Genomic DNA, 26,634 nt, shown 5'->3' with positions numbered 1-26,634 from the left:
GGGCTTGCTCGCGAAGGCGGTGGATCAGCAGCATTGATGTTGACTGACCCACCGCCTTCGCGAGCAGGCTCGCTCCCACAGTTGTTTTTGGGGTGGTCTCAAGATGTGCATACACCACAGATCCCCTTTGGGAGCGAGCTTGCTCGCGATAGCGGAGTGTCAGTTAATGATAATGTCGACTGATCCATCGCCTTCGCGAGCAGGCTCGCTCCCACAAAACCGCTTCCCTTTCAGGCATCAAGGAGATTCAGTTTGTCCTCTCCCATCCCGGTCACCATCCTCAGCGGCTTCCTCGGCGCCGGCAAGACCACGCTGTTGCGCCATCTGCTCAAGGCCGAGCACGGCCTGAAAATCGCCGTGATCGAGAACGAATTCAGCGATGCCGGCATCGATACCCAACTGCTGGGCGACGAGCCGGTGCAAGTCATGACCCTGGCCAACGGTTGCGTGTGCTGCACCATCCACACCGACCTGACCAAGGCCCTGTACCTGTTGCTCGAGCGGCTGGACAGCGGCGAGATCGCCTTCGATCGCCTGGTCATCGAATGCACCGGCCTGGCCGACCCGGCCCCGGTGGCGCAAACGTTCTTCATCGACGAGGACCTGCGCGAGCGCTATATCCTCGACGGCATTCTTACGCTGGTGGACGCCGCTCATGCCGATGTCCACCTGACCCAGGCCATCGCCCAGGCCCAGGTCGGGTTTGCCGACCGCCTGCTCTTGAGCAAGACCGATCTGGTGGACGCGGCCCAGGTCCAGGCCCTTGGCGAGCGCCTGACGCGCATCAACCGACGGGCACCCATCAGGGTGGTCGAGCACGGCAAGATCGACCTGGCCGAGCTGCTCGACATCCGCGGCTTCAATCTCAATGCGGACCTGGGCGCGGGGTTCAGCCTGCGACCGGTCGGCAAGGCCACCCCGGGCGATCGCATCAGCAGCCTGGTGCTGCGTACCGACAAGGCGCTGGATATCGACAAGCTCAGCGAGTTCATGAACCAGTTGCTGGAAGAACACGGCAAGCAATTGCTGCGCTACAAGGGCGTGCTGAACATCGCGGGCGAACCCCGTCGGTTGGTGTTCCAGGGCGTGCTCAAGTTGTACGGTTTCGATTGGGACACCGAATGGGCCCCCGGCGAAGCCCGGGAAAGCGTGATCGTGTTCATCGCCGACGAACTGCCGGAAGAGAAGATCCGCGCCGGTTTCGAAGCCGCGCTACTTTGACGAACCCGTACCTGCGGCCAGCAGCAGTTTTTGCTCCAGATGGTCCAGGTGCTCGTCCATCAGCCGCACCGCTTCGTTGACGTTGCGGCCTTCCACTGCGTCGACGATTGCCAGGTGTTCCTGCCAGGCGCAGTGCCGGCGGGACTTGATCTCGTGTCGCGCCAGGGCCAACGAGGTCAACGGCACCAGGCTGCCGAGAAATTGCATCAACGGCGCGTTGCCGGCCATGGCGGCCAGTTGCAGATGAAACTCGCCGGACAGGCGGATCGCCGGGCCACGTTCACCACGATCCAGGCACTGGCGCTCGCGTTCCACCAGATCGCGCAGCTGTTGCAAGTCCTTGGGCTGCGGCGCCCTGCAGGCCAGGCGCACCAGGGTCTGCTCAGCCAGGCGGCGAGCGTGGAGGATCTGCCGGGTCTGCTCCAGGTCTGGCGCAGCGACTTGTGGCCGGTGGTTGGGCCGCAGGATCACCACTTGCTGATGAGACAGGCGCGCCAGAACGCGGCGAATGACACTGCGGCTGACACCAAACACATCCCCCAGGCTTTCCTCGGTGAAGCGGCTGGCCGGGGCGATGCGTTGTTCGAGGATGGCGTCGAAGATCCGCGGGTAGATATCGTCCACCGACGGTTTGCCGACCCGGCCGGGCGGGGGCAGGGCGGCCAGCACGTTGTGGTTGTGCTGGGGTTGATGGGGCATGAGGTTGTTCATGGCGGTCTCCACAGGCAATGGCTCAGGTGCCGAGGTTGTCGTCCGGAATGTTCAATTCGATGCCCATGCGCTGGCCTTCCCGGAGAATGTGCCGGCGCATTTCGGCGCTGGCCTGGGCGCTGTTCTTGCCCCGGATGGCACGGACCACGGCTTCGTTTTCTTCCAGGCGTTCAGCCAGGTGCTCGGGCGAATTGCGCAACACATCGGCGCTCTGCTTGAGGGCGTTACTGGTCTGCTGGACCACGTTCTGGAAGATCGGGTTGGATGTCAGGGCAAACAATTCTTCATGGAAGGCGATGTAGGCGTTGGCGCAGGCGTCGCTGTCGTTGGCTTCCAGGGCTTCGCGCATGTCCATGAGGGTCAGGCGCAACTGGCCGACCTCTTTGCTGCTGATGGACTGGGCCACAAGGCCGACGATGAACGGCTCCAGGGTGTAGCGCAGCTGCAGCAGGTCTTCCAGGCTCGCGCCGGCCATGGCGCTGCCTTCACCGGCAGCATCGTTGAGATTGGCCTCCAGCACCACGACGCCTTTGCCGGGCATCGAGCGCACCAGGCCCAGGGTTTCCAGCACAATCACCGCTTCACGCAGGCTTGGCCGGCTGATGCCCAGTTGCTCGGCCAGCTCGCGCTGGCCGGGCAGCATGTCGCCCGAGCGCCATTGGCCTCGGGCGAGGGCGGCGCGGAGTTTCTCCACCACGGAATTGACGACGGTCGATGAACTGATCACATGTGACTCCTTGGAAATCGATCAGGCGATGCCGGTTCGCGGGCCGGCATCGTCGTCTTTCAGAATTGCTGGTGATGGGCACTGCCCACCGGTTTCCTGGGTTGGAAGGTATAGCCTTGTTGGCCGGACAGCACCTTGCGCGCCCGAGGGATGTCGATGTCTTTTTCCCAGCGGGCAATCGCCACGGTGGCCACGCAGTTGCCAATCAGGTTGGTCAGGGCGCGACCGATGCCCATGAACCAGTCCACGGCCAACACCAGCACCAGGCCGACCACCGGGATCGCCGGGATCGCGGTCAGCGTCGCTGCCAGGATCACTAGCGCCGAGCCGGGAATCCCATGGGCGCCCTTGGAGGTGATCAGCGAGACCAGCAGGATGGTCAACAGATCGCTCATGGCCAGGGGCGTGCCGGTCGCGTTGGCGATGAAGACAATGGCCAGGGTCAGGTAGATCGAGAAACCATCCAGGTTGAACGAGTAGCCGGTTGGAATGACCAGGCCCACGGTGGAGCTGCCGATCCCCAGGTGTTCGAGCTTGCGCATGATCTGTGGCAGCACGGCATCGGACGACGCGGTGCCGAGCACGATCAGCAGCTCTTCGCGCAGGTATTTGAGGAATGGCAGCATCGGCAGGCCCGACACGCGCATCACCGCACCCAGGATCACCGCGACAAAGGCGATGCAGGTCAGGTAGAACAGGCCAACGAGGCTGCCCAGGTGCTGTAGCGAATCCAGGCCATATTTGCTGGTGGTGAAGGCAATGGCCCCGAAGACGCCGATCGGGGCCAGCCGTACGATCATGCCCATGATGCGGAAGATCACGTGGCTGAGTTCGTTGATCAGGCGTGAAATGCCGGAAGCGGCGTCACCAACAAGGTTCAACGCGCTGCCAAACAGCACGGCAAACAGCAGTACCTGCAGGATGTTGTTTTCCGCGAACGCGCCAATCACCGAGGTCGGGATCAGGTTCATCAGGAACTGGGTGGTGGTGACCATGTGCTGGCCGCGCTGGGCGATATCGTTCACGTCCGCGCTGGAGAGCTGCTCCAGGTGGATGTTCGCGCCGCTGCCAATGCCTGTGCTGAAAGCAAGGACCAGGCCGATGACCAGGGCGATGGAGGTGAGTATTTCGAAGTAGATGACCGACTTGAGGCCAATGCGTCCGACCTTCTTGAGATCGCCGGCGCCGGAGATACCGCTGACCACCACGCAGAACACGATCAGGCCGATGAGCATCTTGATCAGCTTGATGAAGCCGTCGCCGAGGGGTTTGAGTTGTGCAGAGTATTCAGGAAGGGTAAGTCCACAGACGATGCCGAGCACCAGTCCGAGGACAACTTGAAGGAAGATCGACCGCGAGCACCATTTGAGCATGGGAGGGATTCCTGGTTCGGTGTCCTTGTTCGCCAGGGGAGGGCTGGCGTCGGGACTTCATTATTGTGGTCTTACCGGTTTGTCCAGTGCAGGCGCAGTCTAGACGCTGTTTTTGCGGGGATGCAAGCTCGATTGTGCTGGTTTGGCATGACCGGTCTTACCAGTTGAGGCGAAAGCCCTGTGCTTGAGCGTTTTCTCAAAAGAAAAAATGACGGGTGGTCAATAACCGCCCCGCCACAAGGGTCGTGCTTCGTCCCTTCGACTGACTTTACATGCCAACAGGGGCGACCTTCAGAGCACGCTCAGAATGAACGTCGCTTTTGATTGTTCGTCTGTCTCGGCAAGATAAAGATAAGGCGAGCCGCGTACCCTTAATCCCCCGACATGTTTCTTATTGCCTGTCATGAGCGAGATGGGGACATGGCGGGATTTGATGTGCTTGCGTGTGATGATGTTTTGCTGATGATCGACCAGGCTGAAAAGAGTCGGGTTGCGAGTGTTTGGATCACTTGCCCCAAACACTTCGAGCCAGCTTTTACTGATCAGTTTGTTGTAGTGTTCACCGGTGTTTTTCAGGGTCAGGAGGTAGCCGCCAGCGGTATACCGCAAGTGCAGCCGCAAGGGCTCGCCGCGCACAGCCTGGTCTTCGACGCGCATGCCGAGCAGGCTTGAGTGATCCTGGGTTTGGGGTCTACCGCTGAAGAATCCACCGCTGAATGCACTGATGGTCGCCATCGCGGGTTTGCCATGCAGCCTTTCCAGTAGATTTACGCGGCTGTTGAACATGCTGAGTGTTGCATTAAAGGATTGTTCACTGTCCATGTGAATAAGCGTCCTGTTTTGAGTGATTAAGTTCAGGGGGCAGGAGAGATCGTATGGGTTTATTAATTGCGTGTAAGGTTTTCTGTATTGCAGAAAATTAAGTGTTGGATGGTGTTAGTTGTTTGGCCCTGTTTTCCAGGGCAATAAAAAAAGGCCCGCATCTTTCGATGCGGGCCTTATTCAACTCGTTCTAGCGGGCTGATTAAGCGCCGTAGACTGGCAGCTTCTTGCAGATAGCCTTGACCTTCTCACGTACGGCGTCGATGACCGCTTCGTTGTTCAGGTCCGCCAGGATGTCGCAGATCCAGCCAGCCAGTTCCTTGCACTCGGCTTCCTTGAAACCACGAGTGGTCACGGCAGGGGTGCCGAAACGCAGGCCCGAGGTGACGAACGGAGAGCGTGGGTCGTTTGGCACCGAGTTCTTGTTGACGGTGATGAACGCCTTGCCCAGCGCCGCGTCGGCGTCTTTGCCGGAGATCTCTTGCTTGATCAGCGACAGCAGGAACAGGTGGTTTTCAGTACCGCCGGACACCACGTCGAAGCCGCGCTCGATGAACACGCCGGCCATGGCCTTGGCATTCTTCACTACTTGTTGCTGGTAAGTCTTGAACTCAGGTTGCAGGGCTTCCTTGAAGCAGATCGCCTTGGCTGCGATCACGTGCTCCAGCGGGCCACCCTGGGCGCCCGGGAAGACGGCGGAGTTCAGCTTCTTCTCGATGTCGGCATTGGCGCGCGCCAGGATCAGGCCGCCACGTGGACCACGCAGGGTCTTGTGGGTGGTGGTGGTGACCACGTCGGCGAATGGCACCGGGTTCGGGTAGACGCCAGCGGCGACCAGGCCGGCAACGTGGGCCATGTCGACGAACAGGTAGGCACCGACCTTGTCGGCGATCTCGCGGAAACGCGGGAAGTCGAGGACCTGGGAGTAGGCGGAGAAACCGGCCACGATCATTTTCGGCTTGTGCTCGAGGGCCAGGCGCTCGACTTCGTCGTAGTCGATCAGGCCGTTGCCGTCGATGCCGTACTGGATGGCGTTGTACAGCTTGCCGGAGGAGGAAACGCTGGCGCCGTGGGTCAGGTGACCGCCGTGGGCCAGGCTCATGCCCAGGATGGTGTCGCCGGCCGACAGCAGCGCCAGGTACACGGCGGAGTTGGCTTGGGAGCCAGCGTGCGGCTGGACGTTGGCATAGTCGGCACCGAACAGTTGCTTGGCGCGATCGATGGCCAGTTGCTCGACCACGTCGACGTACTCGCAACCACCGTAGTAACGCTTGCCCGGGTAGCCTTCGGCGTACTTGTTGGTCAGTACCGAGCCTTGAGCTTCCATCACCGCGGGGCTGGTGTAGTTTTCCGAAGCGATCAGCTCAATGTGCTCTTCCTGGCGCTGAGCTTCTTGCTCCATGGCGGCAAAGAGATCGGCGTCGTACTTGGCAATAGTCAAATCACGGCTGAACATGGCGGTCCTCAAGGATCGGGGGCAGAAAAGGGGGGCATTCTACCTCAACCGGTTTTGGAAGGCATATGAAAGGGCGTCATGTCGCGGACGAATGGGTTTCACGCAAGAGGGGTGTTGCCTGTACTGGCCTCATCGCGGGCAAGCCTTGCTCCCACAGAAGCCCTCGTTCCCCTGTGGGAGCAAGGCTTGCCCGCGAGAGGCCGGCCCAGATAGTACAAGGCCTCAGTCGAGCATGAACAACGCATCATTGCTGAACTGCGCTTCAAACCGGGTGGCTGGCATCGGCCGGCCGAACAGGTAGCCCTGGACTTCGTCGCAGCCGTGCTCGCGCAAGAAGTCCAGTTGCTCGTGGGTCTCGACGCCCTCGGCGATCACCGCCAGGTTGAGGCTGTGGGCCATGGCGATGATCGCCCGGGCGATCTGCGCATCCTGCTCGCCGGACGGCAGGCCGTCGACGAAGGTGCGGTCGATCTTCAGCACATCGATGGGGAATTGCTTGAGGTAGTTGAGCGACGAATAACCGGTGCCGAAGTCATCGACGGCGATGCTCAGGCCGAGGTTTTTCAGCCCGGCCAGGATCTGCATCGCCTCGCTGACTTCGCGCATCAGGATACTTTCCGTCAGTTCCAGTTCCAGGCAGGCCGGCGGCAGGCCGGTGCTGCGCAGGATATTGGCGATACGCGTGCCCAGCTGGCCGTCGGAGAACTGCCGGGCGGAAATGTTGACCGAGACCTTCGGCACCCGGACCTTGGCCTGGTGCCACGTCCTGAGCTGCCGACAGGCTTCGGCGATGACCCAGTCGCCGACGTCCACCACCAAGCCGAGCTCTTCGAGTACCGGGATGAAGTCCCCCGGCGGCACCAACCCGCGTCGCGGATGGCGCCAGCGCAGCAGGGCTTCGGCGCCGGTCAAACGTTTGCCATCGCCGCTGAACTGCGGCTGGTAATACAGCACGAACTCGTTCTGTTCCAGGGCGTGGCGCAGGTCGCTTTCCAGCTCCAGGCGCTCCAGGGCGCTGGCGTTCATGTCGGCCTGATAGAACTGGAAGTTGTTCTTGCCACGCTCCTTGGCGTGATACATGGCCGTGTCGGCGTTCTTCATCAATTGGCTCAGTTCGTTGCCGTCCTGGGGGCTCAGGGCGATACCGATACTGGCGGTGACGAAGAACTCCCGGCCTTCGAGCACGAATGGCCGGACCAGGCTGGCGAGGATCTGCTCGGCTACGTTGATGGCCCGGTTCAGCGCCATTTCGCGGCTGGCGCGTGGTTGCAGCAGCAGGGTGAATTCGTCGCCGCCCATGCGTGCCACGGTGTCGTCGTCGGCGACGCAGCCGAGCAGGCGCGTGGCCATTTCCTTGAGCATCCGGTCGCCGGCGGCATGCCCCAGGGAGTCGTTGATCGGCTTGAAGCGGTCCAGGTCGAGGAACATCAGCACGACCCAGGTCTTCTGCCGGTCGGCCGATTGCAGCGCGGTGTGCAGGCGATCCTGGAACAGCGTGCGGTTGGGCAGGTGAGTCAGGGCGTCGTAATAGGCCAGGCGATGAATGCGCTGCTCGCTGGCCTTGCGCTCGCTGATGTCGCTGAAGAAGCATACGTAGCTGGCCAGGTCGCCCTCGTCATCCAGCACGGCCGTGATGCCGACCCAGGCCGGGTAATGCTCGCCATTGCGGCGCTTGAGCCAGACTTCGCCTTCCCAGGTGCTGTGCTGTTGCAACTGCTTGAGCACGTAGCGCAAGTGGGCTTCCTGCTGGTCGTCCACGGTCAGCATGTTGGGCAACTGGTCCAGCACTTGCGACACGGCATAACCGCTGACGCGACTGAAGGCTTCGTTGGCCTGGACAATGTAGCCGGCCGGGTCGGTGATCAGGATCGCCGAGGTCGAGTGCTCGAAGACCGTGGCGGCCATGCGCAGGTCTTTTTCAGCGCGACGCTGCTGGCTTATGTCGCGACCAACGCCGAGCACGCCTTCGAACGCGCCGTGTTCATCCCACACCAGTACCAGCCGCAGCTCGATGGGAATCTTGCGCCCGTCGGCACGCAGGCAGTCGAACAGGAACAACTGGGTCTGCATCTGGTTGCGCAGCTCGGCCAGTTGTTCGGGCTTGTCGAGGGCCTTGCTGACCCGGTCCATCAGGCTGTAGATGCCGGTCAGTTGTTGCGGATTGGCGATGATCGATTGCCAGCCGTTCTGGAAGATCCAGTCGGCGGTGTAGCCCAGTACCGCTTGCACCGACGGGCTGACGTAGTTGAGCGAAAGCTTGTTGTCGGTGGAGAAAATCACGTCGCTGATGCTTTCGGCGAGCATCCGGTAGCGTTGCTCGCTGTCACGCAGCGATTCGCTGGCCTCGATCTGCTCGGTGACGTCCTTGGCCACACCGATGATTCGTGTCACCTGATTGTCCCGGTCCCGGGCCAGTGCCTGCTCGCGGATGTCGAAGCAGCGCCATTTGCCATTGCGATGGCGAAAGCGCAGTTGGCATTGCAACAATTGCGTGTACCCGCCCCGCCGTTGTGCCTGGCGCAGGCCGTGGTAGTGATCGGCATCGTCGCTGTGCAGCAGGATTTCCCAGAAGTACTCGCCCATCTGGTGCAGCTCGGTGCGGTCGTAGCCCAGGGTCTGGCCCAGGTGGTGGTTGCTGAAGATCATCCGCTGGCTGATGACGTCCTGCACATAGAGATGATCCGGCACGGTGCGCACCACGTCGGACCAGAAACCCTCGCGTTCGAGCAACGAGAGCTCGATCAGCTTGCGGCTGGTGATGTCGCTGATGCTCAGGATGACCGCGTTATGGTCTTGCTGTTTTTCCGGCAGGCGCAGCACCAGCCACAGGTGCTGGTCGCGGCCATGGGCGTCCTGGAGTTTGATTTCCAGTTCCAGTTGCTTGTGTCGATCGAGCAGCGCTTCGAGCAGCTTCGAGCCAACGGGGTTGTTGTCCTGCGCACCCTTGCCGACCAGCAGTTGCCAGGCCTGGTCGCAGGAATCGACGTTGAGCAGTTTCAACGCCATCTGGTTGACTTCGGTGACGTGGACTTCCTGGCGCAATTGCTCGAGCTGATGGGAAGTTTTCGTCCAGGCGCGCAATTGATCGCCCGTGTGCAGGCCGGTCCGCTCAAAAAAGGCCTTGAGCCCCGACAGATCCAGCACGCACAGGGCCACGCCGGTGCCTTCGAAAATATCCTGGTAGCGCCGCCGACCTTCATGCAACTGCCGCTGACGCCGGCGCATGTTCAAGAGCGCAATCACCGGCAACAAGGAAAACGCCAGGCCCAGCAGGCATTTGCCGATGAAGGCCGGCAGCAGTTGTTCGATCACCTGGCGCCTGTCGAACAGCCCCCGCAGTTGCCAGTCGCTGCTGCTCAAGGGCACGGTCAGTACGGTGTTCTCCAGGTCATCCGGGGACAAATGGGTAGGGCTGCTCGAGGGCAGGCTTTCGTCGCGGCTGATGATCTGCTGGTTGAGACGGTTTTCCACCAGCCACAGCGGGCGCAGTCCCATATCGGTCTGCTTGGTCAGGGTGGAGAAAAACTTCGGGTTCAGGCGCAGCGCCCAGTAGCCACGGCTGCTACCGCTGGCCTGGTGCAACAATAGATGCACCACGGAGCCGTCTTCGGCATTGCTGAAGTAATGGGCCTGGGCCCGGCTGCGCCGCACCAGTTCACCCAGGTAATCGGCGTCGTGGCTGTCGGCGTCGCTGTCACTGAGCACTCGGCCGGAGGGGCTCAGCAGGGCCAGGCTGCGCAATTCGGGGAGCGATTGCTGGAGTTTACGCACCAGGGCCCGCTGCTCGTCGCCTGTTTGGGGTTGTTCGACAATCGGTAGCAGGTTGAGGGCGATTTGCGCGTTCAGGGCCATGTTCAGGCTGACCTGCGCGGCGAGATCGGCGGTGTAGTCGATGGTGTATTGGCGTTGTTGCTGCTGGGTTTCGCGCAGTTGGTCGAGCAGTTGCCAGAACAGCAAGCCGAGTAACAGCAGCACCAGGGTGGCCAGTCCGCCCTTCAATGTCCCGCGCAGGGGCGAGCCGGGCACGACAGCGGGTGCGCGAGGGGACAAGGGCGGAGTGACGTTGGACAAGCTGTAATCCTGCGGTTTGCTGGACTGGCGCGACGTGCACTATAAGCCGGACGCCCGAAGGGCGGCTAGCATGCCTTGACTTGTGGCAAAGTGCCAGCCCTTGGCGGCTGGACCTTGACCGACGGTTGAGGTAGCTTTGCCGGTCAAATAAGAGCGTTCCAGCTCCAGATTCCCAGGCTCTATCCGCCCGCAGGCATTGATGATCGTCAAGAGCCGGCGCCGCGCATGGCCTGGCTCGTTCTTTTCACCTGTCACTGACGCTAGGTTCACCATGGCTCAATACGTCTTCACCATGCATCGGCTGAGCAAAGTAGTTCCGCCGAAGCGGGAAATCCTGAAAAATATTTCACTGTCCTTTTTCCCCGGCGCCAAGATCGGCGTACTGGGTCTCAACGGTTCGGGTAAGTCCACGCTGCTGAAAATCATGGCCGGCGTCGATAACGAATTCGACGGCGAAGCCCGCCCGATGCCGGACCTGAACATCGGCTACCTGCCCCAGGAACCGCAACTGGACCCGAGCAAGACCGTCCGTGAAGTGGTCGAGGAAGCGGTCAGCGTGATCAAGGACGCCCAGGCGCGCCTCGACGAGGTCTATGCCGCCTACGCCGATCCGGATGCCGACTTCGACAAGCTGGCCGCCGAACAGGCCAAGCTCGAAGCGATCCTGCAGGCCAGCGACGGCCACAACCTGGATCGCCAGCTGGAAGTCGCCGCCGATGCGTTGCGCCTGCCGGCCTGGGACGCGAAGGTCGAACACCTGTCCGGTGGTGAGAAGCGCCGTGTGGCTCTGTGCCGCCTGCTGCTGTCGGCCCCGGACATGCTGCTGCTCGACGAACCTACCAACCACCTGGACGCCGATTCCGTCGCCTGGCTCGAACACTTCCTGCACGACTTCCCAGGCACCGTGGTTGCGATCACGCACGACCGTTACTTCCTGGACAACGTCGCCGGCTGGATCCTGGAACTCGACCGCGGCGCAGGCATTCCGTACGAGGGCAACTATTCGGGCTGGCTGGAAGCCAAGTCCGATCGTCTGGCCCAGGAATCCAAGCAGCAGTCGGCTCATGAAAAAGCCATGAAGGAAGAACTGGAGTGGGTGCGCAAAGGCGCCAAGGCCCGCCAGTCCAAATCCAAGGCACGTCTGCAACGCTTCGAGGAAATGCAATCCCAGGAATTCCAGAAGCGCAGCGAAACCAACGAGATCTACATCCCGGCCGGTCCGCGCCTGGGTGACAAGGTCATCGAGTTCAAGAACGTCTCCAAGGGTTATGGCGACCGCGTGCTGATCGACAACCTGTCGTTCTCCATGCCCAAAGGTGCCATCGTGGGTGTGATCGGCGGTAACGGCGCGGGTAAATCCACACTGTTCCGCATGCTGATGGGCAAGGAAACGCCGGATTCGGGCAGCATCGAAATCGGTGAGACCGTGCAACTGGCCTGCGTCGACCAGAGCCGCGAAGACCTGGACGGCAGCAAGACTGTGTTCCAGCAGATCTCCGACGGTTCCGACCAGATCCGCATCGGCAACTATGAAATCCCGTCGCGTACTTATGTGGGCCGTTTCAACTTCAAGGGTGGCGACCAGCAGAAGTTCGTCAAGGACTTGTCCGGTGGTGAGCGCGGTCGCTTGCACCTGGCGTTGACCTTGAAGGAGGGCGGCAACGTCCTGCTGCTCGACGAACCGTCCAACGACCTCGACGTCGAAACCCTGCGGTCCCTGGAAGAGGCCTTGCTGGACTTCCCGGGCGCCGCCATTGTGATCTCCCACGATCGGTGGTTCCTCGATCGCGTGGCGACCCACATCCTGGCGTACGAAGACGACTCGCAAGCGGTGTTCTTCGAAGGCAACTACACCGAGTACGAAGCCGATCGCAAGAAACGCCTCGGCGAAGCTGCTGCCCAGCCGCATCGCGTACGGCACAAGAAATTGGCCTGATTCGGTCGGTTGCATAAAAAACGGAGCCTTCGAAGGCTCCGTTTTTTTATGGATGCAAATCCATTGTGGGAGGCTTAATTGATGGGGCTATCCGAGCACCGGGTAATATCGGGCTTTGTTAGAGGCTTCAGGCATGTTTAAACAGATTGGCAGTATCACTGGAGATCGATCGCAACGACCTCGATAACGAGATTCCCCAACGGTCGTTCCCATGTCACCTCATCTCCAACCTTTGCCCCCAGCAACGCCCGTCCCAGCGGCGAGCCCCAGTTGATCAGCCCACTGGCCGCATCGGCCTGGTCTTCCCCGACCAATTGCACTCGCTGCTCGTGGTCCTGTTCATCGACAAAGGTCACCCAGTGGCCGATCCGCACTTGATCGGATGAAGTCGGCGCAACGACCTGGGCGCTTTGCAGGCGCTGCGTGAAATAGCGCAGATCCCGCTCAAGGTCGGCGATCCGCTGCTTGTCCGCCAGCTCCCCACGGCTCGCCTGCTGGGCGTGCAGTGCCTGCAACTCGGCGACACGGGCCTGTAGCTGGGCAAGTCCTGTGGGCGTGACGTAGTTGGGTTGCGCGCTGACCTGGCGTTCGACCGGCTGGTCGGCCAGGGCAGCGGCGTTATCTTCGTTGACGAAGGCGCGGCTCATGGCATTTGCTCCTCTGCATTGGAGTTTGGGCCATGGTTGCAGGGTTTTGGTTTCGACGGATGTCTGTACGCGACTTATTGCGAGCGATAAGCCCGGGCGGCGTCCTGGTCTTTCTGTTGCTGCCAGGCCCGTTCACGTTCGTCCCAATGGCGCTCGCGATAGGCATTGCGCTCTTCGCTCTCGCGCATGGCCTGGCACTGGCGGAAGCCATCGCTCCAGCCTTCGGCATAACGCGGATCCTTGAGGTAACGCGGCACGTCTTTTCTGAATTGGCCGGTGATCACCCCGGCGGCTTGCCGGCCGCTGCTGCAACCGTCGTCGTAGCCGTCGGCGAACGCTGGTGGATAACCCCGGGCGATCAGGTCTTCGTGGGTGGTTTCACAGCCACCGAGCAACATCAACACACTCAGGACCACTGTCGCACGCTTCATTTCTGCTTTCCTGCCGAATCCCGCTCATACAATAAGTCTAGGAGTAGATTCGTCAGTAAGGCGTGAAAGCGTGGTGATTAATCCGTTCGTTGCCTAGGCCATGGTCAGTAGTGGTACCACTTCACCTCGAGCATCACTTCGTTCTCCGGCGAGGCCAATTGGCTGAATTCCCGCTGGGCACTCAGGCGCAGGCCGAGGTTGCGGGACAATTCCCATTGTTGATTCAAGCTCAGGCTGCGGCGCACTTCGCCGTTGACGAAATAATCACCCTTGGCTTCCAGGCTCAGGTTGCCCAGCGGGTTTTTCCACAGCACACCGCTGTTGAAACCGGCAGCCGGGGCGATGAATTGGGCGAAGTCGTTGTTATGCTCGACCCGTACCGTGCCCAGGGCAAAGCCCAGCACCTCTTCGCCCAGCGCCCAAGTGCCACCGGCACCGCCGTTGACGTGGCTGACCAGGGTTTCGTCGTCGTGTTTGCCTGGCACCCGCTCCAAGCCGCCGGTGACCTGCCAGGACAGCGGTTGCAGCAGCTCGTTGCGTGGAGTCAGGGAGCGAATGGTCGCCAGGTCCAGTTGTTGCACCTGCCAGTCATTGCCTTCGTACTGGCGCAGTTTCAATTGCAGGATTTCGATCTGTGCGCCCAAGGGGAAGCTCTCGGCGTTGTCGTTCAGATCGTGATAGGCCATGCGCAAGCCATACTCGCCGAACGCCCGGTCGCCCCGGGTGCCGAGGCCGGCCTGCCAGGTGCGCGATTGGTGACCGTCCTCGGGCAGGCCCGGTTGTGGGATATCGAGTTCCGGCGCAGGGTTCTGGTTGATCGCCCGCAACAGTTCGAAACTGCGCTGGGAACGCTGCGGATCACGCTCCTGGCCGTTGGCGCGATAGCGCTCCAGGCGATAGGCCGCATCGATGATCAGCGCCTGGCGTTCGCGCGGCAACGCCTTGAAGCCGGGGGCTTGCAGTTGCTGCTGGTCGGCGCTGACTTTCAGTACCCATTGCTGTTCATCATCGCTGAGCGGTTCGGCGCGGCTGAGCAGTTCCCGTTCACGGGACGGTCGATACTGGATGCTTTCCACCAGGCCAGCTTCTTTCACTGCCTTGACGGTGTCGGTGGGAATCGCGGTCAGCGGGAATTGTTCAGTCAGGCGCAGGCTGGGGCGAGCCACTTGCAGCAATTCGAGCAGGCGATAGGAGCAGTTTTCGTCGAAGAAAAAATAGTCGAACTGAATCTGCTTGAGTTCCCAGACGTGCTCAACCATGCGCTCGGTTTCCGCCTGGCTCAGGTTCAGGCGGTATTCCCACAGGTCGCGGTTCTCCAGGCTACGGTACTCGGAGAGTTTTTCCTGGTACGGCACCAGGGCGAACAGGCCGGGATAGCCGCCCATCAGGCCCTTCCAGGCATAGAGGATGCTGTTGTCCGAGCCTTCGATGTAGGCGCCGAAATTGATCGCATAGCTGAGCAGGGCGGTCTTGTCGCTTTGCACATCGGCCTGGTCGATGCGCAGCAGGGTGTGGCCGAACATCGAGGAGGGACTGTTCAGGTACGCAGCGGGGAAGATCATCACCGCGCTGTGGGGCGAGACGTCCTTGAACCATTGGTTGAAGTCGCCGCAGTCGACGGCCGGCAGATCCGTCAGGTTGAGCTGGGCCTTGAGCCAGCGCGTGCGCGCCGGGTACACGCACTGGGCATGCTGCTGGCCGGCGCTGGCCGGGCTGTACAGGGCTTTTAGCGTGGCGCTCAGTTCACGCTCGGGATGTTCGTTGCCATCGGGCGCGAGGAAGAATTTCTTGTCGCTGATATAGCTGCGCCAACCGCCGAGCTTGGCGGCTTCGTAGTGGCCCAGGGAAATCCAGAAGCGGTCATTGGCCAGTTGCTGCAAACGTTGAGGGGCGACATGAGGCGCGGCGGACAGCGGGGCGCACACACAGAGCGCCAGCCAGGCAAGGCGTTTGAGCATAGTCGGCTACTTGGAAAGGCGAAAAATAAAGACCGAAGGGGCCCCAAAAAGAAAACCCGCTCCCCGAGAGGAGCGAGTGGTGTCGAGCTTAAGCTTGAGTGGCGTACTTGGCCAGGCGAGGATCGCTTTTCAGCACGGCCAGGGTGTTGGTATGCACGTCTTCGGCGGTTACGTCAGCCTTGCTGAAGATCTGCTGGAAGTGCTCGTGGGTGACGGCAGAGAAATGTGCGCGGTCTTCCGGCGCTACGCCCAGTACCACGGCATAGGTGGTCAGCGCTTCGCCCTGACCCTTGGCCATGTCTTCGGACAGCTCGTTCATCATGCCATTCATGGCCAGCCAGGACTTGCCACCGTAGGTCAGTGCAGCATTGGTCGAGCACCCGTTGGTGCCGGAGGTCATGCCGAAGGTCGCGTTACCGGAAGTGCCGTTGGTGGTGGATGCCAGGAAGTGTGCCGGAGTGCCACGCTGACCTTCGAACAGCATGTTGCCCCAGCCGCAATCCGGGCCGCCCGGCGCCTGAGCCATGGCGTTGATGGATACAGCGGTGAAGAGAGTACCGAGAAGAATCCGTTTCATAGCTATGTTCTCTTTATGTGCATACCAATGGACAGGGTCTGGCCCCTACAGCTGCCAGTGGGCCGGTTATTGTTCCAGCCGCGCAATTTGGAGTTTAGGCACGATCCGAGGGTTCCGTGACATTTTGCAAAAACATTACTGGGGATCGCCTGTTTACGGGGCCCCGCCTGGGGTTTTCCCATTGACTATGCTTTGGTCTGAGGCGCTCCTTGCCAGTCAGGTACAGGCAGCGCCAGAATGCCGCTATCTGCCCCGCCTGATGTAAGGAAGCCCGATGCCTGATCCTGTTGCTGCCAGCTTGCGTCTAGCGCCCGAAGCGCTGACCCGTCCGTTTTCCGCTGAACAGTTCAGCTTCTCTACCACCAATGATCTGGAGCCCTTCCGCGGAGTGCTTGGCCAGGAACGTGCCGTCGAAGCCTTGCAGTTCGGCGTTGCCATGCCGCGCCCCGGTTACAACGTATTCGTCATGGGCGAGCCCGGCACTGGCCGGTTTTCGTTCGTCAAACGCTACCTCAAGGCCGAAGGCAAGCGCCTGCAGACCCCGGCGGACTGGGTCTATGTCAACAATTTCGATGAGCCCCGCGAACCCCGTGCCCTGGAACTGCCGTCAGGCACGGCCGGTGCTTTCATCGCCGACATCAACGGCCTGATCGACAACCTGCTGGCGACTTTTCCGGCGGTGTTCGAGCACCCGTCCTACCAGCAGAAGAAAAGCGCGATCGACCGCGCCTTCAACCAGCGCTATGACCGCGCCTTGGACGTGATCGAGCGCCTGGCGCTGGAGAAGGATGTCGCGCTGTACCGTGACAGCAGCAACATTGCCTTCACGCCGATGAGCGAAGGCAAGGCTCTGGATGAAGCGGAATTCGCCCAGTTGCCGGAAGCCGAGCGCGAGCGTTTCCACGAGGACATCTCGGGCCTGGAAGAGCGCTTGAACGAAGAGCTCGCCAGCCTGCCGCAATGGAAGCGCGAGTCCAGCAACCAGTTGCGCCACCTCAACGAAGAAACCATCACCCTGGCTCTGCAACCATTGCTGGCACCGCTGTCGGAGAAATACGCAGAGAACGCTGCGGTCTGCGGCTACCTGCAGGCCATGCAGGTCTATCTGCTCAAGACCGTGGTCGAGCAATTGGTGGACGACAGCAAGACCGACGCCATCGCCCGCAAACTGCTGGAGGAACAGTACGCCCCGAGCCTGGTGGTCGGGCATCCGTTCAGTGGCGGCGCGCCGGTGGTGTTCGAGCCGCACCCGACCTACGACAACCTGTTTGGTCGCATCGAATACAGCACCGACCAGGGCGCGCTCTACACCACGTACCGGCAGTTGCGTCCGGGTGCCTTGCACCGGGCCAATGGCGGTTTCCTGATTCTCGAGGCGGAAAAAATGCTCGGTGAGCCGTTCGTGTGGGATGCGCTCAAGCGTGCCCTGCAATCGCGCAAGCTGAAAATGGAATCGCCGTTGGGTGAGCTGGGGCGGCTGGCCACGGTGACCCTGACGCCGCAGCACATTCCGCTGCAGGTCAAGGTCGTGATCATCGGCGCCCGCCAGCTCTACTACGCCTTGCAGGACCTGGATCCGGACTTCCAGGAAATGTTTCGCGTGCTGGTGGATTTCGACGAAGACATCCCGATGGGCGACGAGAGCCTGGAGCAGTTCGCCCAGTTGCTCAAGACCCGTACTTCGGAAGAGGGCATGGCGCCGCTGACCGCCGACGCGGTGGCGCGCCTGGCGACCTACAGTGCGCGTCTGGCCGAACACCAGGGGCGCTTGTCGGCGCGTATCGGTGATCTGTTCCAACTGGTCAGCGAGGCGGATTTCATTCGCCAACTGGCCGGTGACGAGATGACCGACGCCGGTCATATCGAACGCGCCCTCAAGGCCAAGGCCACCCGCACCGGGCGTGTCTCGGCGCGAATTCTCGACGACATGCTCGCGGGGATCATCCTGATCGACACTGCTGGCGCGGCCGTGGGCAAATGCAACGGGCTGACGGTGCTCGAGGTCGGCGACTCTGCGTTTGGTGTGCCAGCGCGGATTTCCGCCACGGTGTACCCGGGCGGCAGCGGTATCGTCGACATCGAGCGGGAGGTCAACCTCGGCCAGCCAATCCACTCCAAGGGCGTGATGATCCTCACCGGTTACCTGGGCAGTCGTTATGCCCAGGAATTCCCGCTGGCGATCTCGGCCAGCATCGCCCTGGAGCAGTCCTACGGTTACGTGGACGGCGACAGCGCGTCCCTGGGCGAGGCGTGTACGCTGATCTCGGCCCTGTCGAAGACGCCGCTCAAGCAGTGCTTCGCCATCACCGGCTCGATCAACCAGTTCGGCGAAGTGCAGGCGGTGGGCGGGGTCAACGAGAAGATCGAAGGCTTCTTCCGCCTCTGCGAAGCCCGCGGGCTGACCGGTGAGCAAGGGGCGATCATTCCCCAGGCCAACGTCGCGACCCTGATGCTCGACGAGAAAGTGCTGGCCGCCGTGCGCGCCGGGCAGTTCCACGTCTACGCGGTGCGCCAGGCCGACGAAGCCCTGAGCCTGCTGGTGGGCGAGCCTGCCGGCGAGCCGGATGAAAACGGCGAGTTCCCGGAGGGCAGCGTCAACGCCCGCGTAGTGGAGCGGTTGCGGGTGATCGCGGAGATGATCAGCGAGGACGACATCAAGGAAGCGGAAAAGGAACTGGCACAGCAGGCATTGACGGAGGCCAAGCCGGCTTGATGTTTTCCTGACCGCAGCTAGCCCCCCCTGTGGGAGCTAGCTTGTGGGAGAACAGCCTGTGGGAGCAAAGCTTGCTCGCGATAGCGTTTGTCCAGTCAACAGAAATGTTGCATGTGACAATCTCATCGCGAGCAAGCTTTGCTCCCACAGGCTTGCTGTCACCATCAATGTTTTGGGGATTATTGCTAAAAAGTGCCACCACTTTGGCGTCAATATTCACACTGTGACCGCTCGGCGTATTCTGGTCTCGAAAGTCCTTGCGACCGGAACTTTTCTTCTATCCTCAGCTCAAGGATAACGAGAGTCATCATCGGATCGAAACAGCCTCCTCCCGGGGCTGAATACCGGATCTACCGAGGGGCGCCGCCATGTCGCGCAACCTTTGCCTCACTCGTCAATGCCTGGGCCTTGTCACCCGTATCGAATGCGCCATCCGCCCCCTGGCGGGAGATACCGGTATGTGGACCTTGCTCTTCGCCGCCGGAATGGCCGGTGAACAACCTTCTGCCATCAAGGCCCAAGGGCCATTCCCCGGCCCGACTGCCGCCGAATCCATCCTCGATACCATTGTGCAAAGCCTGACACTGCATGGCTATGAGCTGGCCGACGACCCGCAGATCTGGTCCCTGCACATGCAAGCTCAACTGCGTGAAATCAATGGAGGCCGTTGTCGCAATGTCGGCGGCTTCGAGTTTCGTCCGCTGCATTGAAGGCCATCACCGCACGGGCACCGGCAGTAAAATTTTGACACAAGAGCAGGGACCAGGGAGGGGCCCGGCATTTGTGGGGCCGGTCGTGGCTGATATACTCGCCGCGATTTTTTCAGCCCTGGTGTGAGATTCAATGGAACGCTTTATCGAAAACGCAATGTACGCCTCCCGTTGGCTGCTGGCGCCGATCTACTTCGGGTTGTCCCTGGGCCTGTTGGCCTTGGCGCTGAAGTTCTTCCAGGAAGTCTTTCACGTCATTCCCAACGTGTTTTCCATGGCCGAGTCCGACCTGATCCTGGTGCTGCTGTCGTTGATCGACATGGCGCTGGTGGGCGGCCTGCTGGTGATGGTGATGATTTCCGGCTACGAGAACTTCGTCTCGCAACTGGATATCGGCGACGACAAGGAAAAGCTCAACTGGCTGGGCACCATGGACTCTTCGTCGCTGAAGATGAAAGTCGCCGCCTCGATCGTGGCCATTTCCTCCATCCACCTGCTGCGCATTTTCATGGACGCCAAGAACGTCGATCCCGAGCACCTGATGTGGTACGTGATCATCCACATGACTTTCGTGGTCTCGGCATTTGCCATGGGCTACCTGGACAAACTGACCAAGCACTGAGGTCCGCTCACCGCGCTGGCGCAACGCCCGCCTGTAGAATTGCAGGCGGGCGTTGTCGTTTCTGGCGGCCTCCTTTGACGCAGGGGGCGCGTCACCCGCGGTGGCATCTGTGCTAGTCTGCTCGCCCTTTTGGTTCCGGGCGCTCCGGGAGGCGCTGTGTCACGCACGGCAACTCTCGAGCCGTCCGCACAGCGGAGCAGCATCATGTCCGAAGTTAACCTGTCCACCGACGAAACCCGCGTCAGCTACGGCATTGGCCGTCAGTTGGGCGACCAACTGCGCGACAACCCGCCACCGGGTGTGAGCCTGGATGCGATCCTGGCCGGCCTGACCGACGCGTTCGCCGGCAAGCCAAGCCGCGTGGGCCAGGACGAGATGTCCGCCAGCTTCAAGGTCATCCGTGAAATCATGCAAGCCGAAGCCGCTGCCAAGGCTGAAGCCGCCGCTGGCGAAGGCCGTGCGTTCCTGGCCGAAAACGCCAAGCGTGAAGGCATCACCACCCTGGCTTCCGGCCTGCAATTCGAAGTGCTGACCCAGGGTGAAGGCGCCAAGCCGACCCGTGAAGACCAGGTGCGTACCCATTACCACGGCACCCTGATCGACGGCACTGTGTTCGACAGCTCCTACGATCGTGGCCAGCCAGCCGAATTCCCGGTAGGCGGCGTGATCCCAGGCTGGACCGAAGCCCTGCAACTGATGAACGCCGGCAGCAAATGGCGTCTGTACGTGCCGAGCGAACTGGCTTACGGCGCTCAAGGCGTTGGCAGCATTCCACCGCACAGCGTGCTGGTGTTTGACGTCGAGCTGTTGGACGTACTGTAAGACCCTGCCCGGTTTTACTGCCGGACAAAAAACTGTGGGAGCGAGCTTGCTCGCGATGGCGGTCAGTCAATCGATATCGATGTTGAATGACACACCGCTTCGCGAGCAAGCTCGCTCCCACAGGGTCAGGTGCTTCATCCGTGGAACCTGCCGCTGAAATCACCCGTCGGGCGCAATGCCCGGGCGTAGCAGAACAGGAACAGATTGCGCACCAGTTCCTTGAGCACCAACGGTTCACTGGAATTGAGGCTGTTGAGGTCCAGATCCCCTTGGTCCTGCAGCTCGTTCAAGGCTTCTTCTTCAAGCACCGCACAGACTTCCCCGGTTTCCCGATGCAGGATCCTGAGGTAGGGATGTGGGCGGTCCAGCCAGGCATCGATCAAATAAGTCATGGTTCTCATCTCCTTGATGGGGTTCGATGAGAATAATTCTTATTCGCTAAATAGCAAGGCTCTATTGGCGTTGCGATTGTTTTTCTGACGATGGGTTATGGCCGCTCAGGACGGCTGGCACTTGGCTAACGTCCGAGAAATGGGGCCGAAGCGCAGAGAGCGAAGCTCCATCCCACACGCGGGGTATGGGATGGAATACAGCAGGATCAGACTTTTCTTACGAACTCGGATTTGAGTTTCATCGGGCCGATGCCGTCGATCTTGCAGTCAATGTCGTGGTCGCCATCGCACAGGCGGATGTTCTTGACCTTGGTGCCGACCTTGACCACCAGCGACGTGCCCTTGACCTTGAGGTCCTTGATCACGGTGATGGTGTCGCCGTCCTGCAGGACGTTGCCGACCGAATCTTTCTTCACGGTATCGTCGGACACTGTTTCAGCTTCGCCGCTGGCGGACCATTCGTGGGCACACTCCGGGCAGACCAGTTGAGTACCGTCTTCGTAGGTGTATTCGGAATTGCATTTCGGGCAGGGAGGCAACGTGCTCACTAAGGTTCCTTGGGTATCGGGAGGACAAAAGGGCGCACATTATATAGGGTTTTGTTGCGAAAGAGGGACGGTGCTGCGTTTGGATATCCTGTGGCGAGAGGATTTGTGGGAGCAAGGCTTGCCCGCGATGGCGACTATGCGATCCTTCAGAAACCGAGTCGCCGGTATCGCGGGCAAGCCTTGCTCCCACAAAAGCCCTGTGTGTCAGTGGGTGCGGGCCACCGCAAACTCGCTCAGTTCCACCAGCGCATCGCGGTATTCGCTGGCCGGCAGGGCGTCGAGGCATTTGATCGCGCGGGCGACGTAGTCACGGGCCAGGTTCGCGGTGTAGTCCAGCGAGCCGGACGCTTCGACCGCGACACGGATGCTTTCCAGGTCTTCGATCCCGCCTTTCTGGATCGCCTGGCGAACCAGTGCTGCCTGTTCAGGCGTGCCCTCGCGCATGGTGTAGATCAGCGGCAGGGTCGGCTTGCCTTCGGCCAGGTCGTCACCGACGTTCTTGCCCAGGGTCTCGGCATCGCCCTTGTAGTCCAGCAGGTCGTCCACCAGCTGGAAAGCCACGCCCAGGTGGTCGCCGAAGGTGCGCAGCGCTTCGCTCTGTTCGGCGCTGGCACCGGCCAGGGCGGCGGCGCTGTGGGTCGAGGCTTCGAAGAGCATCGCGGTCTTGCCGCGGATGACTTCCATGTAGGTTTCTTCGGTGGTGCTGGCATCGCGCACCTTGGACAACTGCAGCACTTCGCCCTCGGCGATGATGCGCGTGGCCTGGGACAGGATTTTCATCACCGGCATCGAGCCCAGCTCGACCATCATTTCGAACGAGCGCGAATACAGGAAGTCGCCCACCAGCACGCTCGGGGCATTGCCCCACATGGCGTTGGCGGTCGAACGGCCACGCCGCATGCCGGACATGTCGACCACGTCGTCGTGCAGCAGGGTCGCGGTGTGCAGGAATTCGATGGTGGCGGCCAGCAGGCGCATGTCGTCGCCTTCGCGACCCAGGGCCTTGCCGCACAACAGCACCAATAAAGGACGCAGGCGTTTACCGCCGGCCGATGTGATGTAGTCGCCGATTTTCGATACCAGCGGCACTCGGGAAGTCAGCTGCTTCTTGATGATGCCGTCGACGGCGCTAAAATCGTCCGCCACCGCGCGGTAGAAAGCTTGGGGTTGCATCAGCGACAGGTGCTCCAGAAGGGTTGCGCGGCATGCTAGGACCCCCACCCAGGCCTGTCAAGGCGCGATGGACGGCTACTTGCAAGGCTCTCTTGGCTTGCGTACAATCGCGCACCCTGAACTTCCTGGGCAGCACCTGCCTTACGCAATTGCATTAGGGCCTTCCAGCCCATGCAGCCATGCCAGCCAATACCTCTTCTTATAAAGCGCTGGGTGAGCAGGATTATCGGAGAAATACCATGTCGTACGCAGTAATTGTTACTGGTGGCAAGCAATACAAGGTCGCCCCAGGTGAATACCTGAAGATCGAAAAACTGGAAATCGCTACCGGCGAATCCGTGACTTTTGATCGCGTTCTGTTGGTCGCCAATGGCGATGACGTGAATATCGGCGCTCCAGTCGTTGCTGGCGCTACCGTTGTGGCTGAAGTGATCTCCCAAGGTCGTCACGATAAAGTCCGCATCATCAAGTTCCGTCGCCGTAAGCACCACATGAAGCGTATGGGCCACCGCCAGTGGTACACCGAGATCAAAATCACCGGTATTCAGGCTTAATTTCAGCCTAATTCCTCACTAGGAGAATTGAACTCATGGCACACAAAAAAGCTGGTGGTAGTACCCGTAACGGTCGCGACTCAGAAGCCAAACGCCTTGGCGTGAAGATGTATGGCGGCCAGGCTATCAAAGCAGGCAACATCATCGTGCGTCAGCGCGGCACCCAATTCCACGCTGGCTACGGCGTGGGCATGGGTAAAGATCACACCCTCTTCGCTAAAGTCGAAGGCGTGATCAAGTTCGAAGTAAAAGGCGCCTTCGGTCGTCGTTACGTAAGCGTTATCGCAGCTTAATTGCGAGACCGCTGGAAAAGCCCTGTCTTGCGACGGGGCTTTTTCGTTTGTGGGGTGAGTCTCTTGCAAAACTGTTTGTATGGGCTGTCGGCGCTGCGGTTGGGGCGTGTCATCAGGTCGCTGCGCTCATTTTTGCAAGAGTCTTATGTCTTGTTTTTTTGGCTCGTCCGTATGGCGAGAGGCGTGTGTCATGAAGTTTGTTGATGAAGTATCGATTCGAGTAAAGGCCGGCGACGGCGGCAATGGTTGCATGAGTTTCCGTCGGGAAAAGTTCATTGAAAACGGTGGCCCGAACGGCGGTGACGGGGGCGACGGCGGCTCGATCTACATGCTCGCCGACGAAAACCTCAACACCCTGGTGGACTACCGTTACACCCGGCACTTCGATGCCGAGCGTGGCTCCAACGGCGGCAGCACCGACTGCACCGGCAAGAAGGGCGAAGACCTGATCCTGCGTGTGCCGGTCGGCACCACGGTGATCGATTCGGCCACCCAGGAAGTGATTGGCGACCTGACCAAGGCTGGCCAGCGTCTGCTGGTCGCCCATGGCGGCTGGCACGGCCTGGGCAACACCCGTTTCAAATCCAGTACCAACCGTGCGCCACGCCAGACCACGCCAGGCAAGCCAGGCGAGCAGCGTGACCTGAAGCTGGAAATGAAAGTGTTGGCCGACGTGGGCCTGCTGGGCTTGCCGAACGCCGGTAAAAGTACCTTCATTCGCTCGGTGTCGGCGGCCAAGCCGAAAGTGGCCGATTACCCGTTCACCACCCTGGTACCGAACCTGGGCGTGGTCAGCGTCGACCGCTGGAAGAGTTTCGTAATCGCCGACATTCCAGGCTTGATCGAAGGGGCTTCCGAGGGTGCAGGCCTGGGGATTCGTTTCCTCAAGCACTTGTCCCGTACCCGTCTGTTGCTGCACCTCGTGGACATGGCGCCGCTGGATGAAACCAGTGCCGCCGATGCCGCCGAAGTCATCGTCAACGAACTGACCAAGTTCAGCCCGGCCCTGGCCGAGCGCGACCGTTGGCTGGTGCTGAACAAGTGCGACCAGATCCTTGAAGAAGAGCATGAGGAGCGGGTCAAGGAAATTGTCGATCGCCTGGAGTGGGAAGGTCCGGTCTACGTGATCTCGGCCATCGCCAAAGAAGGCACCGAGCGCCTGTGTCACGACATCATGCGTTACCTGGAAGATCGCGCCGACCGCCTGGCCAACGATCCGGCCTACAAGGAAGAGCTGGCCGAGCTCGATCAGCGCATCGAAGACGAGGCCCGTGCCCAGTTGCAGGCGCTGGACGACCAGCGTGCCCTGCGTCGCAGTGGCGTCAAGTCGGTCCATGACATCGGTGACGACGATTGGGACGAAGAAGATGTGGATGACGAGGATGGTCCGGAAATCATCTACGTTCGCGACTGATCTTGTGCTGATGCCGCTCAGTTGAGGCTAAGGCCTATGTGAGCGAATCTGTGGGAGCAAAGCTTGCTCGCGATAGCGATTTTACAGCCAGCAAAGGTGTTGGATGTGACGATGTCATCGCGAGCAGGCTTTGCTCCCACAAGCTCGCCCCCACAGGGATTCTCGGGTGGCTGGCATGGGGCAGGTTTAACTGGTCCAGTGCGGTGTTATCATCGCAACCAGCCGGTTTCCAAGGCGCCGCTCATTCGAGCGGCGTTTTGGTATCTGTAAAACGCAAATACGAATAATCCCATGGGCGGCGCTGGGTCGCGTCGTTCGCTGGCAAAGGTTGAAGATAATGCGGAGCAAGGTGACGGGTGCGCAGCGCTGGGTCGTGAAGATCGGCAGCGCACTGCTGACGGCGGATGGCAAGGGCCTGGACCGCCAGGCAATGGCGGTGTGGGTCGAGCAGATGGTGGCCTTGCATGAGGCTGGCGTCGAGCTGGTATTGGTCTCTTCGGGGGCCGTGGCAGCCGGTATGAGCCGTTTGGGCTGGACGTCGCGACCCAGCGCGATGCATGAGCTGCAGGCCGCCGCCGCCATCGGCCAGATGGGCCTGGTGCAGGCTTGGGAATCAAGCTTCGCCGAGCACGGTCGCCATACGGCGCAGATCCTGCTGACCCACGACGACCTGTCCGACCGCAAGCGCTACCTCAATGCCCGCAGTACCTTGCGCGCGCTGGTGGAGCTCAAAGTCATCCCGGTGATCAACGAGAACGACACGGTGGTCACCGACGAGATTCGTTTCGGCGATAACGACACCCTGGCGGCGCTGGTGGCGAACCTGGTGGAGGCGGATCTACTGGTGATCCTCACGGATCGCGACGGCATGTTCGATGCCGATCCGCGCAACAATCCCGATGCCAAGCTGATTTACGAAGCTCGTGCCGACGATCCTGCGCTGGACGCGGTGGCGGGCGGCACGGGTGGTGCGCTGGGCCGTGGCGGCATGCAGACCAAACTGCGCGCTGCGCGTCTGGCGGCGCGTTCCGGGGCTCATACCATCATCGTGGGTGGGCGCTTGGAGCGGGTGCTGGACCGCCTGAAAGCCGGCGAGCGGATCGGTACCTTGCTCTCCCCGGAGCGCGGCATGCTGGCAGCGCGCAAGCAGTGGCTGGCTGGGCATCTGCAGACCCGTGGCACGTTGGTGCTGGATGCTGGCGCGGTGGCGGCCCTGTCCCAAGGCAACAAAAGCCTGCTGCCAGTGGGTGTGAAGCTGGTCCAGGGCAGTTTCCGTCGGGGCGAAATGGTGGTGTGCGTGGCGCCGGACGGTCGTGAGATCGCCCGTGGCCTGGCCAACTACAGCGCGCTGGAAGCGCAGAAAATCATCGGTCAGTCGTCTGATGCGATTGTCGGTCTGTTGGGTTACATGGCGGAGCCCGAACTGGTTCACCGTGACAACCTGATCCTCGTCTAAGGAAAAA

23 protein-coding genes are annotated in these 26,634 nt (G+C 60.9%); 10 read left to right on the top strand and 13 right to left on the bottom strand.

Features of this window, described 5'->3' with window-relative positions:
• Nucleotides 1-252: 252 nt before the first annotated feature.
• Nucleotides 253-1,221, top strand: a complete 969-nt coding sequence (gene yjiA / locus KGA89_RS06320) for a GTPase (RefSeq protein ID WP_013694246.1) — start codon at nucleotides 253-255, stop codon at nucleotides 1,219-1,221.
• Here the strand turns inward: yjiA and KGA89_RS06315 are convergent.
• The 6 genes from KGA89_RS06315 to KGA89_RS06290 all read right to left on the bottom strand — a co-directional run bounded on the left by KGA89_RS06315 (nucleotide 1,213) and on the right by KGA89_RS06290 (nucleotide 10,381).
• Nucleotides 1,213-1,932, bottom strand: coding sequence for a GntR family transcriptional regulator (locus KGA89_RS06315; RefSeq protein WP_038858937.1), 720 nt, complete (start codon nucleotides 1,930-1,932; stop codon nucleotides 1,213-1,215). The two genes, yjiA and KGA89_RS06315, sit on opposite strands and share 9 nt — an antisense overlap.
• A 22-nt stretch (nucleotides 1,933-1,954) precedes the next feature.
• Nucleotides 1,955-2,659: a FadR/GntR family transcriptional regulator gene (locus KGA89_RS06310; RefSeq protein WP_003205768.1), complete on the bottom strand. Its 705-nt coding sequence runs from the start codon at nucleotides 2,657-2,659 to the stop codon at nucleotides 1,955-1,957.
• A 59-nt stretch (nucleotides 2,660-2,718) separates the two neighbouring features.
• The gene (locus KGA89_RS06305; protein ID WP_003205767.1) at nucleotides 2,719-4,032 is read right to left on the bottom strand and encodes a C4-dicarboxylate transporter DctA; all 1,314 of its coding nucleotides are present in this window, start codon (nucleotides 4,030-4,032) and stop codon (nucleotides 2,719-2,721) included.
• 291 nt (nucleotides 4,033-4,323) lie between these two features.
• Nucleotides 4,324-4,854: a hypothetical protein gene (locus tag KGA89_RS06300; protein WP_223470929.1), complete on the bottom strand. Its 531-nt coding sequence runs from the start codon at nucleotides 4,852-4,854 to the stop codon at nucleotides 4,324-4,326.
• A gap of 202 nt (nucleotides 4,855-5,056) precedes the next feature.
• On the bottom strand, nucleotides 5,057-6,310 hold the full coding sequence (glyA, locus tag KGA89_RS06295; protein ID WP_003205763.1) for a serine hydroxymethyltransferase: 1,254 nt from the start codon (nucleotides 6,308-6,310) through the stop codon (nucleotides 5,057-5,059).
• A 222-nt stretch (nucleotides 6,311-6,532) separates the two neighbouring features.
• The gene (locus KGA89_RS06290; RefSeq protein WP_223470928.1) at nucleotides 6,533-10,381 is read right to left on the bottom strand and encodes a bifunctional diguanylate cyclase/phosphodiesterase; all 3,849 of its coding nucleotides are present in this window, start codon (nucleotides 10,379-10,381) and stop codon (nucleotides 6,533-6,535) included.
• 271 nt (nucleotides 10,382-10,652) lie between these two features.
• Between KGA89_RS06290 and ettA the strand changes: the two genes are divergently transcribed.
• Nucleotides 10,653-12,317, top strand: a complete 1,665-nt coding sequence (gene ettA, locus KGA89_RS06285; RefSeq protein ID WP_013694244.1) for an energy-dependent translational throttle protein EttA — start codon at nucleotides 10,653-10,655, stop codon at nucleotides 12,315-12,317.
• Between the two features lie 155 nt (nucleotides 12,318-12,472).
• On the opposite strand, the gene KGA89_RS06280 is transcribed toward ettA, so the two are convergent.
• The 4 genes from KGA89_RS06280 to KGA89_RS06265 all read right to left on the bottom strand — a co-directional run bounded on the left by KGA89_RS06280 (nucleotide 12,473) and on the right by KGA89_RS06265 (nucleotide 15,930).
• Nucleotides 12,473-12,964, bottom strand: coding sequence for a GreA/GreB family elongation factor (locus tag KGA89_RS06280; protein WP_223470926.1), 492 nt, complete (start codon nucleotides 12,962-12,964; stop codon nucleotides 12,473-12,475).
• A 74-nt stretch (nucleotides 12,965-13,038) separates the two neighbouring features.
• Nucleotides 13,039-13,395: a hypothetical protein gene (locus KGA89_RS06275; protein ID WP_223470924.1), complete on the bottom strand. Its 357-nt coding sequence runs from the start codon at nucleotides 13,393-13,395 to the stop codon at nucleotides 13,039-13,041.
• A 104-nt stretch (nucleotides 13,396-13,499) separates the two neighbouring features.
• Nucleotides 13,500-15,353, bottom strand: coding sequence for a DUF4105 domain-containing protein (locus KGA89_RS06270; RefSeq protein ID WP_223470923.1), 1,854 nt, complete (start codon nucleotides 15,351-15,353; stop codon nucleotides 13,500-13,502).
• A gap of 88 nt (nucleotides 15,354-15,441) precedes the next feature.
• Nucleotides 15,442-15,930, bottom strand: a complete 489-nt coding sequence (locus KGA89_RS06265) for a DUF3015 domain-containing protein (protein WP_003185616.1) — start codon at nucleotides 15,928-15,930, stop codon at nucleotides 15,442-15,444.
• 274 nt (nucleotides 15,931-16,204) lie between these two features.
• Between KGA89_RS06265 and KGA89_RS06260 the strand changes: the two genes are divergently transcribed.
• From KGA89_RS06260 to KGA89_RS06245, 4 genes are all read left to right on the top strand, one after another.
• Nucleotides 16,205-18,643 carry a Lon protease family protein gene (locus tag KGA89_RS06260; RefSeq protein ID WP_223470922.1) on the top strand — a complete coding sequence of 813 codons (2,439 nt, stop codon included), beginning with the start codon at nucleotides 16,205-16,207 and terminating at the stop codon, nucleotides 18,641-18,643.
• 368 nt (nucleotides 18,644-19,011) lie between these two features.
• Nucleotides 19,012-19,353 (top strand): hypothetical protein, encoded by a 342-nt coding sequence (locus KGA89_RS06255; protein WP_013694243.1) that lies wholly within the window; start codon nucleotides 19,012-19,014, stop codon nucleotides 19,351-19,353.
• 133 nt (nucleotides 19,354-19,486) lie between these two features.
• Nucleotides 19,487-19,975: a TIGR00645 family protein gene (locus KGA89_RS06250; protein WP_003205748.1), complete on the top strand. Its 489-nt coding sequence runs from the start codon at nucleotides 19,487-19,489 to the stop codon at nucleotides 19,973-19,975.
• A 204-nt stretch (nucleotides 19,976-20,179) separates the two neighbouring features.
• A complete protein-coding gene (locus KGA89_RS06245; protein ID WP_003205746.1) occupies nucleotides 20,180-20,797 on the top strand; it encodes an FKBP-type peptidyl-prolyl cis-trans isomerase in 618 nt (205 codons plus the stop codon).
• A gap of 134 nt (nucleotides 20,798-20,931) precedes the next feature.
• Here the strand turns inward: KGA89_RS06245 and KGA89_RS06240 are convergent, their stop codons facing one another.
• The 3 genes from KGA89_RS06240 to KGA89_RS06230 form a co-directional block, all read right to left on the bottom strand.
• On the bottom strand, nucleotides 20,932-21,189 hold the full coding sequence (locus KGA89_RS06240) for a hypothetical protein (RefSeq protein WP_003205743.1): 258 nt from the start codon (nucleotides 21,187-21,189) through the stop codon (nucleotides 20,932-20,934).
• Nucleotides 21,190-21,395: 206 nt separating this feature from the next.
• Entirely contained in the window at nucleotides 21,396-21,737 is a 342-nt protein-coding gene (locus KGA89_RS06235) for a zinc ribbon domain-containing protein YjdM (RefSeq protein WP_003205741.1), read from the bottom strand.
• Between the two features lie 204 nt (nucleotides 21,738-21,941).
• Complete coding sequence (locus KGA89_RS06230) at nucleotides 21,942-22,910, bottom strand: polyprenyl synthetase family protein (protein ID WP_003205740.1); 969 nt, start codon at nucleotides 22,908-22,910, stop codon at nucleotides 21,942-21,944.
• 239 nt (nucleotides 22,911-23,149) lie between these two features.
• On the opposite strand from KGA89_RS06230, the gene rplU reads away from it, so the two are divergent.
• The 4 genes from rplU to proB all read left to right on the top strand — a co-directional run bounded on the left by rplU (nucleotide 23,150) and on the right by proB (nucleotide 26,627).
• Nucleotides 23,150-23,464, top strand: coding sequence for a 50S ribosomal protein L21 (rplU, locus tag KGA89_RS06225; RefSeq protein WP_003176051.1), 315 nt, complete (start codon nucleotides 23,150-23,152; stop codon nucleotides 23,462-23,464).
• A gap of 35 nt (nucleotides 23,465-23,499) precedes the next feature.
• Nucleotides 23,500-23,757, top strand: coding sequence for a 50S ribosomal protein L27 (gene rpmA / locus KGA89_RS06220; RefSeq protein WP_003205738.1), 258 nt, complete (start codon nucleotides 23,500-23,502; stop codon nucleotides 23,755-23,757).
• Between the two features lie 190 nt (nucleotides 23,758-23,947).
• Complete coding sequence (gene cgtA / locus KGA89_RS06215; RefSeq protein WP_003205736.1) at nucleotides 23,948-25,171, top strand: Obg family GTPase CgtA; 1,224 nt, start codon at nucleotides 23,948-23,950, stop codon at nucleotides 25,169-25,171.
• A gap of 337 nt (nucleotides 25,172-25,508) precedes the next feature.
• Nucleotides 25,509-26,627 carry a glutamate 5-kinase gene (proB, locus tag KGA89_RS06210; protein ID WP_003205734.1) on the top strand — a complete coding sequence of 373 codons (1,119 nt, stop codon included), beginning with the start codon at nucleotides 25,509-25,511 and terminating at the stop codon, nucleotides 26,625-26,627.
• Nucleotides 26,628-26,634 lie beyond the last annotated feature (7 nt).

Source organism: Pseudomonas sp. A-RE-22, from assembly GCF_019956035.1.
Lineage (GTDB): Bacteria > Pseudomonadota > Gammaproteobacteria > Pseudomonadales > Pseudomonadaceae > Aquipseudomonas > Aquipseudomonas brassicacearum.
This window is presented reverse-complemented; position numbering and strand designations above follow the sequence as displayed.